This window comes from Gimesia sp. (assembly GCF_040219335.1).
Taxonomy (GTDB): Bacteria; Planctomycetota; Planctomycetia; order Planctomycetales; family Planctomycetaceae; genus Gimesia.
On record NZ_JAVJSQ010000028.1, the window covers coordinates 89,177 to 106,760 of the forward strand.

The 17,584-nt window shown below is 52.6% G+C and carries 2 protein-coding genes; one reads left to right on the forward strand and one right to left on the reverse strand.

The window, feature by feature from the left end:
- Nucleotides 1-49: 49 nt before the first annotated feature.
- Nucleotides 50-15,565 (reverse strand): Calx-beta domain-containing protein, encoded by a 15,516-nt coding sequence (locus RID21_RS21445; RefSeq protein ID WP_350192428.1) that lies wholly within the window; start codon nucleotides 15,563-15,565, stop codon nucleotides 50-52.
- Between the two features lie 621 nt (nucleotides 15,566-16,186).
- On the opposite strand from RID21_RS21445, the gene RID21_RS21450 reads away from it, so the two are divergent.
- Entirely contained in the window at nucleotides 16,187-17,575 is a 1,389-nt protein-coding gene (locus RID21_RS21450) for an alkaline phosphatase family protein (protein ID WP_350192430.1), read from the forward strand.
- Nucleotides 17,576-17,584: the final 9 nt, after the last annotated feature.

Genomic DNA, 17,584 nt, shown 5'->3' on the forward strand with positions numbered 1-17,584 from the left:
TTCGCTCACACCTCTCCGTCTCTCATTATTCCAGTTGACAGGCGACTGCTTAGATCAGCGGACCTGACCAGTCTGCGAAGAGGTCATCCACTTCTTCGCCTGCGGTTTCCAGTTCGAAGCCGGCGTTCAGATCCTGGTTATCTTCGAATTCGAAACCAAGGTCATATCCGTCTGATTCGAGACTCTCGAAGTCGTTGGTCAGCAGCTGATCTGTCTCGTAAGAGTTATCGAGCAGCGAACCAACCAACTGATCCAGTCCGCTGGACTGATCCAGGTTCAGTACCGAATCCTGTACGGTCAGCGAGGTGTAACCCCAGTCCGAAGCTGTTTCGACGGTTGTTGGCTCGGCTGCCGGTTCCAGGGCAGGTGCGGGAGCAACACCGACAGACTGCTTGGTGCGAGTGGTCGCAGCCGGAGCATCAACCACAGGTGCTGAGGTCATCAGCGGAGTCGGATCGAGTCCAGCACCAGTCAACGGAGCTGACAGCGGACTGATTACGGCTCCCGCGGCGTCTGCATAGGCAGCCTGCAGAATGCGAACATCGAGGGTTGAGATCGACTTCCGAACCGAGGGGTCGAGGAATTCGCCCATGAGGTCATCCGGATAGAAGTTCTCATCGATGTGCAGGCCGTCGTCGGTCAGCGGTGCAATCAGATCCCAACTGACAAACTGAACCTGGCCGGAACCGCTGGTTTCAACATGGTCAGCGTAGGCAGAATAGCCCGTTGTGAAGCCGGCTGCGTGACCGATTTCATGCAGCAGGACGGTATACAGGTCGTAGTGTCCGTCGGCGGCAGAACCGGCGATCGCTTCTCCATTGCTGTCGAAGGAGAGTCCTTCGATAGACGAGTACCAGCCGAGGCCGGCAGCATCGTCGTCGATGTAAACGCGTCCCTTGACGGGAATCCCGTTTTCGTCAAGCTCCAGGATGTGTCCTTCACCCAGTTGCTGACCACCCAGATCGGTAACCACGACCTGAACTGACAGGTCTTGATTTCCGGTGGCGGTTTTCCATTCATCAACGGCAGCGTCGATCAGATCGTCAAGCGAGTCATCCCCGTCTGTGGTGATGGAAGAACCATACCATTCCTGCGGGAAGTTCGGCGGGAAGATGACCGACTGACCGCTGGCTTTGGAACGGTTGTAGTTCGTTGCCAGGAAGGTCAGGTCTTTGAAGTTGATCTGGCCGCTCTTGTCGAAGTCGAGTGACCAGGCCAGCCCGGAGGAAGCGTTGACCACAGACGTTCCATAGAAGGTTGTGAACTGGATCAGATCCTTGAAGTCGACGACACCACTGTCATCCAGGTCAAACGGAACAGCCCACAGATCGGTGGTCGGTGCAGTCGCCACTGATGCGGTCACAGCACCGGTACCTGCCACATCCAGTTGAGCGTTGATCACGCGGATGCCCAGGTTGTGAGGTCCGAGGAAGCCGGAGACTGTATCGATGGCAACACCATCATCGGCCAGCGATTCAAACTTCACGCGGGCCAGCAGAACCTGCTTACTGGACCCCAGTGTGCCCACGCCGTTTTGACCGCTGATGCCCGAAACGATGCCGGTCTGGTCATCGATGCTGGACGAACTGCTGTTCCCGAATGCGGAACCGAAGTCGATGGCGGTCGCAGTAAAGAAGTCCGTGTTGTATTCCAGGTCAAACGAGCCGCCCGTGATACCGGATCCGTCTGTGGTGGTACCCCAGACTTCAACCCAGAAGCTGTCCCATTCATCAACCCAATCTTCGCTTTCCGGTACGGAACCGGTTTCGCCGTTCGCATCAGTCGTTGTCTGTGATTTCACGATCGAAGTGCTGATGGTGGTATTGGGAGATGCAGTACCTGTCAACGGCGGGCCGGATGGATCGAGGATCGTTCCCGTCGCGGTGGTCGAGGGGAAGAATTCCAGGATCTGCAGACCGCTGAAGGTGTCAGCAACGAATGCCAGGGTGCCGTTCACAAACAGGCTGCGGGCACTGCTGGGCGTATCAAATGTGTTGATCAGAATCGGGCTGGTCGGGTTGGTGATATCAACCACTTGCAGGCCGGTCGCTCCATCTGCCACATAGGCAAAGTTGCCATCAACCTGGACACCCGTGGCGACGCCAGGAGTATTCAGTGTACCCACGATTGAGGCGGTGGCGGGGGTTGAGATGTCAATCACCTGCAGACCACCTTCACGGTTCGCTACGAAGGCGTAGTTTCCGACGACATCCAGTCCAATCGCGGCTCCACCCGGAGTCAGGACATTTTTGATCAGGGTGGGGTTGGATGAATCTGTGACGTTGACAATCTGCAGCCCGTTATTTCCATCGGTGAGGTAGGCGACGTTGCCAATGACTTCGACGCCCCCTGCCAGACCGCCGGGAGTAGAGACTCCAAAGCTGCCCAGGATGGAGGGAGCGGCCGGGTTGCTGACATCGACGATTTGCAGACCGCCACCGTTTCCGCTGTCGTCTGCGACATAGGCCAGGTTACCGACAACCTGTACGCCGCGGGCACGGGCGGGAGTGGCGATACTGCCGACGAAGACCGGAGCAGCCGGGTTCGCGATGTTGATGATCTGCAGTCCTGCTTCACCAACCGCCAGATAAGCCAGGTTGCCGACTACATCGATTGCCTGGGCGATGCCCTGGTTGTTGAAGTCATACTCACCAACATGGAAAGGAGCAGCCGGGTTGGCAATGTTATAGATCTGCAGGCCACCATCGCGGTCTGCCACATAAGCGTAATTACCAACGACATCCACGGCGACCGCAGCATCAGAAGTAGTAACACTGCTGAGCGACTCGACACTGGTCAGGAAGACTGCACGTCCATTTGGAACCAGATTGTCCAGGATGACGTCAAACGTTTCCGGGCTTTCAGTGAAGATATCGTTGAACACAGTGATGTTCAGCGGAACCTGCGTCACGCCGGGGCCGAAGGTCAGAGTCTGACCTGAGATTCCCTGGTAGTCATTCGGAGATGTGGCTGTTCCGTCGATGGTTGATGCGTCCACGGTAATCGCGACGTCAACGGGATTGGACAGCTGGACCAGGAACTGGAACGGACTGTTGTTTTCGGTGTCGATGACCGGAGTGATCGACAGTTTCGCTGAGTCGTTATCCCGGATGTGTCCCTGGTCGGTTCCGTTGATGATCGAAACATCGCGAAGGGCAGCGTCCAGGTTGGCCAGAATGGTGGAGAAGAACTCATCACCTTCTACGATGTTGTCATCGTTGACGGTAATCGTGAAGTTCTGAGTCAGGGCACCATTCGGAGTGAAGTTCAGCAGGATGGGAGCGAGAGGATCGACGGCGTTGTAGTCGCTGTCGGTGACCAGTCCCGTACCATGCTGGGTGTAGACTTCAACGGAAACATTCGAATCGACCGGATTCGAGAGAGTCGCGGTGAAGACAAAGTTCCCTTCGGATTCCAGCTTGGAGACATTGTTGATTGTGACGGTCGCCGAGTCATCATTGATGATCGTACCCGCTGCAGGCAGTCCCAGTGTGACGTTGCGTCCTGACGCATTCAGATTGGTTGCGATGACATTGAAGAGTTCGTCCAGTTCGACTTTTTTGTCCTGGGCAATCTGCACGGTAAATGTCTGCTGTCCGGGGACAACGTCGGAGTTGGGAGAACCCAGGAATGTATACAGCTGGTTCAGCACGGGAAGGTAGTCGTTGTCTGCCACCGTAGCCGTGTTGTCCTGGGTGGAGAGGAAGAAGCTGACATTCGTGTCGATCGCTTTGGAAATATTTACATTGAAAGTGATATTGGTAGTGCCGGTAGCACTGCCTTCATTAACACCGGCTGAGATCACAGGGTCAACCGTGATGATTGCCGAGTCATTGTTGCGAATGATACCGGTGGCGTCTGCCCCCAGAGTAATTCGGGAGTCGAGCCCGTTGGCATTCAGGTTGTCGATGAACACGTTAAAGAGTTCATCCAGTTCCACTTTCTCGTCAGGTGTAATGGTGACAGTGAAGGCCTGAGCACTGGGGACATTATCGGTGTCCGGAGTACCCGTGAAGGTGAAGCTCTGGGTTTTGAATTTGTAGTCATCATCCAGCGACTCATCGGTGGCAATTCCGGAACCGGCGGGTAACGGAGGAGTACCGTCCTTCGTCGTCAGATCGAAGCCAACATCGACTGCAATCGCATTCGAGATGTAGACGTTAAATGTGACCGATCCCGCTTCTTCGTCGACAAAGACATCGTTATTGACAAAGGAGATGAACGCGGTGTCCAAATCCTTAATTGTGACATCAGCTGGGCCATCCAGGTTGATTCTGCTGTCCAGGCCGTTGGCAGACAGGCTGTCCATCAGAACGTTGAAGATTTCATCCAGCTCCAGTTTGTCGTCATTGGTGATATTAACGACAAAGGTCTGGACCCCGGGAACCACATCGGTGTCGGGGGTTCCGAGGAAGGTGAAGGTCTTGCGATCAGATTTGTAATCGTCATCGGTGATTTCATCTGTGGCAGTTCCATCCTGTGTGAACAGATCAAAGCTCACATCTTCAGCAATCGATTTATCAATCTGAACGGTCAACAGAGCAATCGCCCCTGCCTGCTCATTGACGGTGATACTGCTGTTGAGGAAGGTGATGTTGGCGGTGTCCAGTTCATCCGTAATTGTTGCCTGTGCCCAGTTGTTGGAATCAGGCTCAGTGATGGGATGGGACAGCGTGATCTTGGAATCGAGACCATTGGCTGCCAGTTGACTCATGAAGACATTGAAGACTTCATCCAGTTCCAGCTTGTCGTCGTTGTTGATTGTGATGACAAAATTCTGAATCCCGGTAACCAGGTCTGCGTCTGCAGATCCCGCAAAGGTGAACTGTTCCGTTTTCGCTGTGTAGTCGTTGTCGGCAACTGTTGCATTGCGATCCACGCTCGAGGTGCCGTCAGCGGTCGAAACATAGAAACTGACATCTTTCGCGAGAGTAATCGCTCCGCCGGAACCATCGTCGATCTGAATATTAAACGTGACAGTGGCACCATCGTCTTCCGTTACATTCAGGTCATCGGAAACAAAGCTGATGACGGCAGTGTCTTCATCTGTGATGGTCACCTGTGCCGGATTGCCTGCTGGTGAGCCGAGAGTGATCTTGGATTCCAGTCCGCCAGCGGTCAGGCTGTTCATGTAAAGATTGAAGATTTCATCCAGTTCCAGTTTGTTATCGTCGGTGATGAAGACCTGGAAAGTCTGGTCAGCAGCCGGTGTGATGGAGTTGGTGAAAGTGACCAGTTCATTGACACTGGTGTAATCGTTGTCAGTGTTTTCGTCACTGGCGTTGTCTACAACGAGAGATGTGCCATCAGCTGAAGTGACAAAGAATTGAACATCATTCTCAACCGCGTTGGAGATATGCACCGTATATTCGACATAGCCGGTGGCGACATCTTCCGCGACGGTCAGATCGGTCTCGACGAAGGTGATTGTAGCTGTGTCGTTATCTATGATCGTGATCGTTGTCTGGTCGTAAACCGTCAGTGTTCCACCCAGCCCGTCATCGATGAGGCCGTCGGTCTTGGTTCCATTGTCGACAGTGTCAATCGTCATAGTGAATTGTTCATCCAGCTCAACAATATCATCATTGAAAATGGTAAACACGACTTCCGCCGTCAGCTCGTTCGCAGCGAATGTGACCTGTGCCGGTGGTGGCGTGGTGAAGTCGATTCCTTCGGTATCTCCGGCTCCGAACAGAAGGTCGACGGTGGTTACCAGCCCGATCTTATCCCGCTCCAGCTCAACGGTAACGGTAGTTGTACCATCTTCATTCAGGCTGTAGGTAGGGGTGTTGAAGAAGACTTCAGGCAAAGCTGTTACCACGATGTCGATCACATCAGTGTCTGTCTGAGACGGGTCACCAAAGAAGTTGCCGTTATCATCAGTGGTCATCGTCAGTGAAGCGGTCGCTCCCGCGAAGGTTGAACCGTCTATCGGTGTCGACAGCGGTGTCCACGAGACTCCATCCAGGGCTGTGTTGACATCTTCGATCAGACCGGTGATTTCCAGGAAATAGCTGGTGCCATCATCGGTAAGGTTGATGGTGACATTGCTGGTATTGGGGCCTGCAGCCAGTTTCCCTTCGGTCATCAGCGTCGATAGAGTGACCGTGATCATGCCGTCTGTGGCAGGTGTGGTCGGGATCCCCTGAGTACCGAGGAAGGAGTCCTGGTCGGTTACCGTTAGTGCATTTCCGTTGGCAGCTGAGAACACGACCGAGAAGCCGGGATCTGTCGTCACAGTGACATTCGGTGAATCCGGAATCGGCGTAGCGTCGAAGTGGTTGATCGGCGGTGCATTCACGCCATCGCTCACCAGGATTGTGAAGGATGTCGAACCATCTGTCTGGTTTGGCTGTAACAGATTCCCTGCCAGGTCTTTGACAGCGTTCGAAGTTGAATTGTCAACATCAATGGTATAGAGCGTATCCATACCGAAGACACCGGCGATGGATGTGAAGATGACTTCGTCAGTGTTGCGGTTGTAACTGAAGATGTAATCCAGACCTTCTACCAGCGTGCGGGTAGAAGTGCTTGTCCGTGCAGTCAGAGTGAACTGCAGCGAATTCACCAGACTGTCATCAATGCCGATGCCTGAATCTTTCAGTTTCACAATCATGGTTGTGAACAGCTCAGGGTTGGTGATGTAAACCGAATTGGGATCGCTGTTCTGATCAACTCCGTCGACATCATTATCTTCGGGTAACGAGATGATCGCAGTCGGGCCGACAAAATCAGCTCGTTCAATCGCCCCGCGGTCCTTGAAGATGTTGGAACCTAAACCAGGAGGCGGAGTTTGAGTTGGGTCGTCAACGCGTAACTGCCCGAACGCATCATAAGTCGGAGCAAAGATATCCGAGTTGGGCATCCCGATCGAGTCTTTGACGTTTACGAAATCAGGTCGATCGGCCAGACTGTTTAAAGCACTATCGATGGCCTGGCTGTTGTCTGCAAGGTAGTAGTTACCCTGGGATGGATTCACAAACAGCGGGTCATTGGCTCCCAGCTGGATCGCATTTGTGCCAACAGTTCCAATGGTGCTGTTACCTTTGAAGACGTTAGCACCGACGACATTAGGAATGCCCCCGGATGACTGCAGGTCAATCGCAGTGGAAGTATTCGCAACAATATTATTCAGGATGGTTGTCGTCGCATAGTTTTCGACAAGGATCCCTTGTCCGGCTGCTCCTACTGCGATCTGACCGATCAGATCGGCTGTCATGGTGTTGAAGAAATTGGTGGGGTCGAGCAGGAAGTTGTTGATATCAAAGAGCTGACCACCGGTCGAAGTGGCGAAAGTACCATACGTGCTGGCCGTGTTGAAAAATGACGGATCCGCAATCGCGTAGAACAATGAGTTTGTCGAAAGCAGAGCGGCCTGGGCATCGATGGCGGCTTGCGTGGTACTGTCATCATCTTCGTTAGTGAGGACAATCGGGACGATACGTGAGCCTGGCCGGTAGTTGAACGTTGTAGGTCCAGCATCAGGATCGAAGAGGTTCAGGGCTTCCAGGATGGCGTCACTACCGCGTTCCGTAGCCCCGGTAATCGGGATCGTCTGGAACGGACTTCCGGGAGCAGTAAACGTGGCGAAGTCAACAATATCCTGTACCTGCGTTGGATCATCACTGAAACCAACAGGGCTAGGCATTAGCACGAGCCCGTATTGGGCATCAATGCCAGCTGCCAGCATCTGTGAGTTAAAGTTGAGCAGCTGCGCCTGCACGTTCGAAATCGCCGTTCCCATACTGGTCGAAATATCGATTATGAAGACCACGTCAATTTGAGCCGAAGACTGTGTGACGGTGACGTTAGCCCCGGACAGGGTGTTGTTAACGACCTTCGTGTAGGAAACTGCTGCGGGGTTGTTCTGAGTGCTGCTGTTTGCATCGCCACTCACGCGAATTCCACCCAGTCCATTCGAGAAATCTGTCACGACGTTGTTCTGAACGGTCACACCCGGAGCGAAGCCGAGGCCGCCATTGAAGAAGTCATTCAGTTCCGGAACGTTAATCACGCCCCCAGCCTGAGACCGGGCAGTCACACCACCGTTCGGGCCAGCCGCAACAGATTCACGCTGACCGGCATCGATGTTAATCCCATACTCAGAAGCGCCGGAGATCGAGTTGGATTCAATCGAAATATGACCCTGCTGACGAGCCAGGTTACGATCGCCCTGTTGACCATTCAGGAAGTCCGAAGGCACAGTGGCTTCCACTTCCCGAATGAGTCGGTCATTGGTGTCGAACTGGGTGGAGATTGTCAGGTCAGGTAATTGACCATTGGGTGGTGCGGCGTACTCCGTTCCACGTCGGATTTCCAACTGATACCCACCCGAGAGAAGCTGAGTAGGCGCACCGAATGTTGGATTCTGGGGCAGGTTGAAGAAGGCCGTTTGATCAGCCTGGGCTCCCGTGACCATTTCCCCGCGCTCTGCGAAACCGATGATGATGTCATCGATATAGAACCCTTCAAAATTATTGTTCTGTGCCTGCTGATTGCTGAGAATGTTACCAAAGATGTCACCAGGTAGTCCATCTCCGGAGGTAGAGAGAGCAGAGCTGAAGGTACCAGAGGTAGCGAAATCGAATCGCAGTTTCAGATTCGCGTCGCCGGCAAATTTGCCGAGGTCAACACGGGCCTGTCGCCAGACTCCAGAGTTGTCAAACATTTCCTGGACCTGCTGATTGCCGTTTCCGACTCCCTCTCTTTCTGATGTCGTGAGGTAGCTTGACAATTCTCCCGCATTTGGATTTGTTGCGGGGGCTAACGTCGAGTTGTTGGTTGCCAGTTCGGTCCAGGTTGCTCCATCGTCGTTAGAAATGAAGACGCGTGCGGAATCCCGCATGTTCCCGGTTATAGAGTTGGCATTCTGAGTCTCCAGAAAATAATTGAAGTAGAGTGTCGGCAGGTCTGTTGATTCATAACCGTCCAGACTGAATGAACCCGACTCCAGGCTACCGCGTGCACCACCAGCAATGTTATAGTTATCACCGATATCGGGGTTGCTGGAAAGATCACGTTGGAAATCTGAATGCATCACGCCATATTGAGCGTTGGAAACATAATCGATGTAGTCGTTCGTGGATGAATTGTTCTGCAGCCATTCTTCGAATCCAAAGTAGAAGCTGGCTCCCCCCTGCGATTCGCTCTGTTGCAGACCATTGGGGAACGTGTCGCGGTCATTGCCGCCGACGTCGGTTCGAGTCTGATCGAACGTGTTATTGATTCCGTGTCCGGCGTCAGTATTGCGTCGGAACGTAGGATGCCAGAGATTGAAGTCCAGTGGTGAAAACGCGAGCCCGGTGATACCGGTCTCGCCAACAAACATGTGGTCAGCGCCACCCTTGAAGATGTCAACGGTACCCAGCACTGGATCATTAACGGTGGTGAGAATACTGCCGTCCGATGGATCAATACAGTAGAGGTTGCCAGAGTCTGTAATTGCAAACAGGAAATTCTGGAACGCACCATTGTTCAGGTTCTGAGGGGCGGCGGTCAGACCTTGTAAGGTACCATCGATCTGGCCTGACAGGTCGATGGGAGTGAAACCAGTTACAGTTCGTCGCGTTGCGTTGCTTTGGTTGATAGTCACAAACTGGTTCGTGTTTGTGACTGCGAATAATTGAGACTGACTGGAACCGGCATTGATCCCACGAAACGACATGCCGGTAATCTGTCCGACACCGGTAATATCGCCGAGTACCGTGAAGGTGTTGCCCGCATCGTTACCCTGGCTGTTCAAGAGATCCTGGCCAGAAGCACCCGTGCTGGGATTGGCCTGGTACAGTGTGGTAAATCCACCCGGATCATGAACGGCGTAAAACAGGTTGTAGGTGGCGACATCAGTTCGCTGGAAGGCCAGGGCGCCGACACTGCTGGTTGTGATGTCTACCGGGTCTGGGGTCCCTGTCGTGGGGAGATCGGGGATGCCATCATTCGTGGAAGAGATGGTTGAAGCATTACCCGGATCGAGTTCCCGGAAGCGGCCTGCGGTCCCGTTTCGATTTCCGGTGAGACTTTCATAACTGTAGAGCTGCCCGTCGGAGCGGATTGTAATGTCTGAGGTATTATCGTTACTGCCTGTGGAAAGTGCTCCTATGTTAATCGATCGAAGATCACTGGCTGAGACGCCTGGCGGCAGCAAGCTATTCAATATACTGGTTGGAATAGTAGAGAGATCGATACCATCAATCTCATCGATAATATAACCATCGTAAGCGTCTACGATACGCAGACGGTTACTCTGCGAAACATAGAGATTCACGTCTTCCAGTGTGAATGCGGTGACGTTGGTCGAGAGAGAAATCTCATCCGAGATATCAAAAATACTGCTGGTGGTGGGGGGGACGACATAAGTCGAGCCGGCAAGCGAATTGCCGGAAGTGTATCCACTGAAACCGATATGATCTTCAACAATCCGCTGGACGGAACTGACCGGTTCCAGGCGGATTTGAGAATTCAAGGCGCCAGAGACAAAGGTTGCATTCAGCGCTTGTGGCAGGCGGGCATTGGATGAAATCGCAACGTGATAGCGGAATGTGCTGCCGGGAGTTGCAGAAGGCAGCTGCACAGTGCCAATGTAAGGATCCAGTTTCCCGAAGCTCCCCGCAGCCAGATTTTCGGTATCACCGTCGGCCTGGTCATCCTGAATGTCCGAGTCGCGGCTGACCAGAATCAGGCGCCCCTGATCGTCAAAAACGGAGAGCGTTGTATCGCCACGTGATAAACCATCGGCGTAATCGATGTCAAAGATGGCGGCAAAGGTTTTACCACCGTCGCTACGACCTCCGATGACTTGAACCAGGTCATAGCCCATTTCGAAAGTGTACCAGTCGACATCAGACCCGTTGGACAGGGAACCGGATACCGAAAGCGTATTACGGTCGCTGGTCAGCAGATTCCCCAGTCCCTGGGCGTTGTCGATTGATTCGTTATTCGCAGTTTTTTCAGAGGATTCACCCAGCAGAGGCGAATGGGCTGGTTGACCAAGTACCTCGACCCCATTAGTGGGGTAGCGGATATCTGCATAACGGACGGTGGAACCGGGCTTCTCATCGACCTGTCTCAGGCGAACCTGTAGCTGGTATTGTCCCGATGTCTGACCACCTTCCAGGTTGGCTTCATCGCCGGCGACCGGTTGACTGCGTACCCGGATGAAGAAGGTACCGGTAGCACCCGCAGGCCCGGGCAGGACGACGCTGAAACCGGCGTCATTGATGTTCTGGGAATAAAAGTCTCCCAGGAGATGATCATCCTGCAGGAGAGGTTCTGCCAGGCCACTGAGCGTCAAATCGTCAAACGAGTTGAGTGAGCGTGCCAGCACATTCCCATAGAGATCCACCAGTTCGACCATGGTATCCAGCGCGGATGAGGTCCGATCAATGTCGATCCAGATGCGGGTTCCAGCAGTCCCCGTGAAACTGTAAACATCAACATCGTCCGGAGCGTCAGCACTGATATTACCATGAACGTTAAAGCCCAGTGCGCGATTCTCGTCTCCACTGATTTCATCTGGAGCCAGGATGCCCAGATTCTGGGCGAAGCCGGGGTTGCTGTTGGTGTCGACCCCACCTGTATTATTGCCTTCAGTTTCAAAACGTTCTACGACGTTTCGATCATTGCTGTAGCGGTCCAGCCGGATACTGCGCCAATCTCCTGCAGAGGGGGTGGATGCATCTCCGTCATTGTTGGTGTCAGTCTGGGGGAGACCAGCGGGAGTGAAACTGGCTCCGGCTGTATCATCAGCCAGCGATGTCAGAATCACAGGGAATCCAGGCTGTCCAATGATCTGGACGGTGCCGCCGATTCGATCTTCGATGTCAAGTGGTACGCCGTCGGCGGTGAAACCAGCATCCGCGCCGTCCAGTTTGACTACCAGGCCTTCATCGAGGTTGCTCTGCAGACGAATGCCGCTGAAGGTATGGTGCTGGAGAACCTGAATCTCACCCCGGAGGATATGCACGATATCCGTATCATCCCAGACGGTTTCCGTATCGAGCAGAGCCTCGCGGACTTCCATACCGTTCAGACCGTTGTTTTCCATCCGGTTCAGACGAACCAGGGCACCATGGTTATCCGTGTATTGTGTGTACGCTTCAGTGAAGCCTGTCGAACGTCCATAGTCACCTTTGAATTTGTAATTGAGCGAGTTCGCATCAATACTGACTAGAGTTCCTTCATTGTCGCGGAAAATGTTGTCGACAATAATTGGTTGGGCACCACGCACAAAAATCGTAGCATCATCGTTTGATCCCCGGCCATTACGATTGGAGCCTGTCTGTCCGCTGGCGTTGTTTTCCAGAATGCTGTTGGAGATACGAAACTCAGCCTGATGAACTTCGATGGCATTAAAGTTCGCAAACCCCCCCTCAATCGGAATCAGACCGCCGGCGTTGGTGATCAGAGCGTGATCAATACTACCCGAAGATGCTGCATTAAAGATGATGCCCCCCCAGTTGCCGGGGCCATAAGGCAGGTTCGCCGGGTCGGATGTATCAAAGCCGTCATTCGACGTGTCGAACGTCGTACCTGCGCCGTAGCGGTCATCGCTGAGCGAAGTAAAGATGATCGGGTTGGCTTCGGTACCTTCTGCGATTAACTGAGCACTGCCACGCTCCGCTTCAATACGTGCCCCCGACAGTTTGACCACGGTGCCCGGATCGATTTTCAGACGACCATTGATAGTCGGATTGTCATTCTCATCCAACTGTCCCCCGGGGGCTCCGTAAATCTGCAGATTTTCAGTGATGACGTGTGTGATCTTGTCATTGAAGATGGCAGGTACATCCAGTTTGTTAATCGTGCTGCCATAAGGGGTGTTGATGCGGACAAACAGCCCGTTCACCGAGTTGTTTGCGATATGGTTATCGAAGATCTCCAGACCATGCCGGTCCATGACGAATGAGCCGTTGGTGAACTGACTGTCTTCGAAACTGCGTGGATCAGCGGAGATGGCGGAGTCGGCACTGAAAGCGATTGTATTCTGCCAGATCGTGGGACGGGCGGACTCGGCATGGATGGCAGAGAAGACCTGCTGAACCGAGTTGACAAACACACTACCCCCACCATAGCTGATGTTGGCATTGTTGACCGAGTTCAGGAAGATACCCTGATCTTCGAGGCCGGAGTCATCGCGGAATACAATGCCCCCCCAGTCGCCAGGATTGGCACCATCACTCAGACCATCGTCATCACCGCCAATCGCATCGTTGCCATAGGCTGTCAGATAGACCTGATTTTCAGTCGTCCCCAGAATCTGGAGCGCACCCTGGCTGCGATCATCCAGCAGGTTATTGGATCCCACATCGATATTAGCCCTTTGCAGTTTAATCACCGCACCTTCATCGACCATGACCGTAACATCTTTGGGGATATCAAAAGTCGCTCCATCTTCGAGCGGCTGGAAGCTGTCGGTCAAACCGACGAGGTATGCTTCGTTGTCGGCAACAGTACTGATGTCACCATCAACTCCACCATTGCCGACAATGCGGACAATCTTCGCTGTTGCGCTGTTACCCGCAGCAAGCAGGGCATCGTCGATATTGGTGTAAGGGTTCGTCAGGCTTCCATCAGCGGGACCTGCTGACTGAGTCGCTTTATCGACGAAGATGGTCTCACCTGACTGGAACCAGAAGTCAAATACACCACCCGGTGTCCCATCGGCGTCCCCATCGAGGGCTACGCCTGTGGAATCCACCATGAAGGTGTTCGCCATGGGGGCTGGGGTGAAGTTAATGTCCAACGAGTACAACCCATCGGTCCGCCCACCGTAGCCGGAATCAGCCACATTAGGATCGAAGTCGATGTTCCCCACACTGGTGACCGCCAGATAGTAATTACCGGCTTCCAGTTCCAGATCCAGAAACGCATCTTCGCCAAAGAAATCATCATTCCGGGCAATGATTTCACGGACACCCGGTGAAGTTTCCTTGTACAGAGTCAGCACGCTGTCCAGAAAACTTTTTGTTGGTAAACGATCTGCGGTAATTTCTGCAGTGAATCGACCTGCAGTAGCTAATTCAAACTTGTGAAGATCAATATCATTCGCAAGCGGGGGATGAAGGCGGTTGATATGAGTGATGTCAAAATTTGAGGGGAAGATCGGCTCTCCTGTTATGGTTCCACCGACATCACCACCTGAGGACCCCATTACTGAGGGGAGGTCGTAGGAGTGCTCCAAGCCCAGTGTGTGTCCAATTTCATGAAACGCGGTACCGAACCAGCTCCCCCCATAGGGACTGTCAGCCCAGTCGAGCGCACCATTCATAATGGCCATGCCACCTCCGGCGATCCCCCCAACCGCTAATGGTGGAGTGCCTGGATCGAGAACACGGATGTCACCAGTTACAATGGCGGTGCCACTATTCGCGGTTTCCTGAACTTCAAATCCTGTGAGGAAGCTGTAGAGTTCGTAAATCTCGCGAGTACGCTGCTTTTGATTTTCCGTAATCTCGTTATACAGTGGATTACCAAACAAATCACTTCCATAGAAGTCTGGGAAATAAAATTGAATGGTGGGGATATCTAAAGGAGCCGAGGGGGTCGTCCCCGAAGCACTAATGTGTTGTTCAATGGTAATTTCGCGGTGACCAGGCTCATCATTTCCGCCGGGTAATTGCGGTTGCAACACAGACTGCGGTTCGATCTCTCCATTCACCTGGATGGTCTGCGTTCCCAGAACACCGAGGTCTGCATTTGCATCAGCTTCATCGAAGCTGGAATTAACATCGCCAACAGCTACTACGCTGGCTGCAGTGAAATCGGGTGTATTTGATTCGCCGATCCGTAAATGGTAGGTACCATCTGCAATGTCGGCGGCGAAAGTCAGCGTGGCTTTATTCGTGGCAGAATCATAAGTCACACTGTCAGGATTGATGAGTGTATTCGACGAAGTATCAATCAACTGATAGAACTGGACGTTTTCCGCGGACGCCTGATCCAGCGTATCTGCATTAAAGTAGACGTCGATCTGATCCTTGGCCTGGGTCAGGCTGCCTGTTCCACCTCCAGAGACCGGCTGGGGGACAACAGCAACTACTTTCGCGCCCAGGTCCAGTTCGAAATCGATAACCTGGTCCACGCCGTCCTGGAATGCTTCATCATTCTGATTCAGCAAGGGATTCGCACCGGTTCCCAGAATCGTGATCTGGTAATGATCATCGGGCAATGATTCCGCAAAACGGAGAATCACTTCATTCGGATTTTCGCCAATACCGATGTAGCCGGGAGTAATGGGAACTTCGTTGCCGTCTGTGAAAGTTCCGTCCAGGCCGCTGCGGACAATCTGAATGGCGCCCAGAGTATCAGGGTTAATCTGTTGGCCGGGGGTGAATTTGAAAGTGAGCTCAGAAGGGGCCTGGTTATAAACCTCTCCATCGGTCAGCGAGAGATCAATGTTCGGCTCGATATTGACGAGCGAGGCACCTGCCAGCAGCGTGCGGTCTTCTAACAGTTCCGCTGTGGAGTAAGTACTGACATAACTGCGAAGTTTCTCACGACTTTGTCGCTTTTTTTGACCTCTGCGAAGACAGTTCAGCAAAGAAATCGGACGGCGAAGATATGACACGAAGGATGGACGGCCCACAACCATAGTTTCAGTCTCTCTAACAAATTGTTACGCGAATCGCAGAAGAGGATTCAAGTCGTTATAGAATGGTCAAATTATTATCAGTACTCACTCAAATATTTACAAATTTAGAAGCTAACCTTTTTGATAATGTGGAATTTTCCAATTATCACACAAATGACAAATAAGCTAAAATAGACAATATGAGTAGTCAATATAAATCTACTCAGATAAACACTTATCTCTGTAAAAACAGCTTTTCTGGCTTGGGGAATATTCGAACCGGGAACAATAAGGATCTCCGGGATATAAAGTTATAAGTTTAAATATAGTAGTTACATAGAGAGGCTGAGCCGTTTGGATTTCAATTCAGTTTTACTGTATATCACTTATCTGAAACGATGAACACTCATTTCCTTAAGATTAATTATTCAGACAATTGGCTTTGGGAGGGACGTTTCGAGTTTTGGAATCTAACTGTCTATAACAATTATTCTGGCGGAAAATATCTCTTTTTTACTCGGTCTGGAACACCTTTCAATCTCCGTTTTGATCGACTATGCTGACTGGTCAATGTACTAAGTTAAAACTATTTAAAGCTTTCTGTAGAGTGTCTGATTCATGCGTAAACCTCTGGTTGTGATCAATATTGTCGGGTTGACCCATGAAATGCTGGGAGAACGAACGCCCAACTTGTCTCGCCTTGCCAGGCAGGGGTTTTCGCGACCTATGGGGACCGTATTACCTGCGGTGACCTGTTCTGCTCAGTCGACCCTGTTGACCGGGTTGATGCCGCGCGATCATGGCATCGTGGCGAATGGCTGGTATTTCCGCGATCTGGCTGAGGTCATGTTCTGGAAGCAGTCGAACAAGCTCGTTCAGGGAGAACGAGTCTACGAAGCAGCCAGAAAACGAGCCCCCGATTACACCACAGCGAAAATGTTCTGGTGGTATAACATGTATGCCCCGGTGGAATGGTCGGTTACACCTCGTCCCAGTTATCCAGCTGATGGCAGGAAAGTCTTTGATTCCTACAGCCAGCCCGCTTCTCTCAAGGATGAACTACAGTCTGACCTGGGAGTTTTTCCCTTACTACGGTTCTGGGGCCCCGGTGCGGATATCTCCAGTTCCCGCTGGATTGTCGATGCCTCCATCAAAGTGTTTCGGGAGAAACAACCAGACCTGAACCTGGTTTACCTGCCTCACCTGGATTATAACCTGCAACGTCTGGGCGTATCAGATCCCGTCATCGATCAGGATATCCGCGACATCGATCACGAAGCGGGACGTCTGATTAACGTCGCTCAAAACGCCGGTGCTGAAGTAGTGGTGCTTTCCGAATATGCCATCACGGATGTTGCTCAGCCGGTGCACATCAACCGCATTTTAAGGGAACACGGCTGGCTTCAGGTCAGACAGGAAGCCCTGGGTTGGGAAACCATGGACTGCGGTGCCTCACCTGCTTTTGCCGTCGCCGATCATCAACTGGCCCATGTTTACGTGCAAAAGCCTGAGGATGTGGCACAAGTCAAAGCACTACTCGAAAAAATCGACGGCATCGAGATGATCCTCGATCGAGGACAACAGGCCGAATTTGGAATCGACCATGAACGTTCGGGCGAACTGGTCGTCGTGGCGGCTCCCGGCAGTTGGTTCACTTACTATTTCTGGCTGGATGATCGGCTCGCCCCCGATTACGCACGGACCGTCGATATTCATCGCAAACCAGGGTACGATCCTGTGGAACTGTTTATCGATCCGGAAATCAAATTCCCCAAACTTCGCCTGGCCCGTCGTCTTGCCAGGAAGAAACTGGGATTTCGCTACTACATGGATCTGACCAGTCTGGATGCAACGCTGGTCAAAGGAAGCCACGGTCGCCTGCCGACACCGGGGCGGGAAGACGCGGAAGCGCCTGTTTTTATCAGCTCTTCCAAGGCGATTGAGCAGGACGAAATCCCCATGACCGCAGTCAAAGATCTACTGCTCAAGCTCCAGTTTGGGGAGTAACTCAGCAGA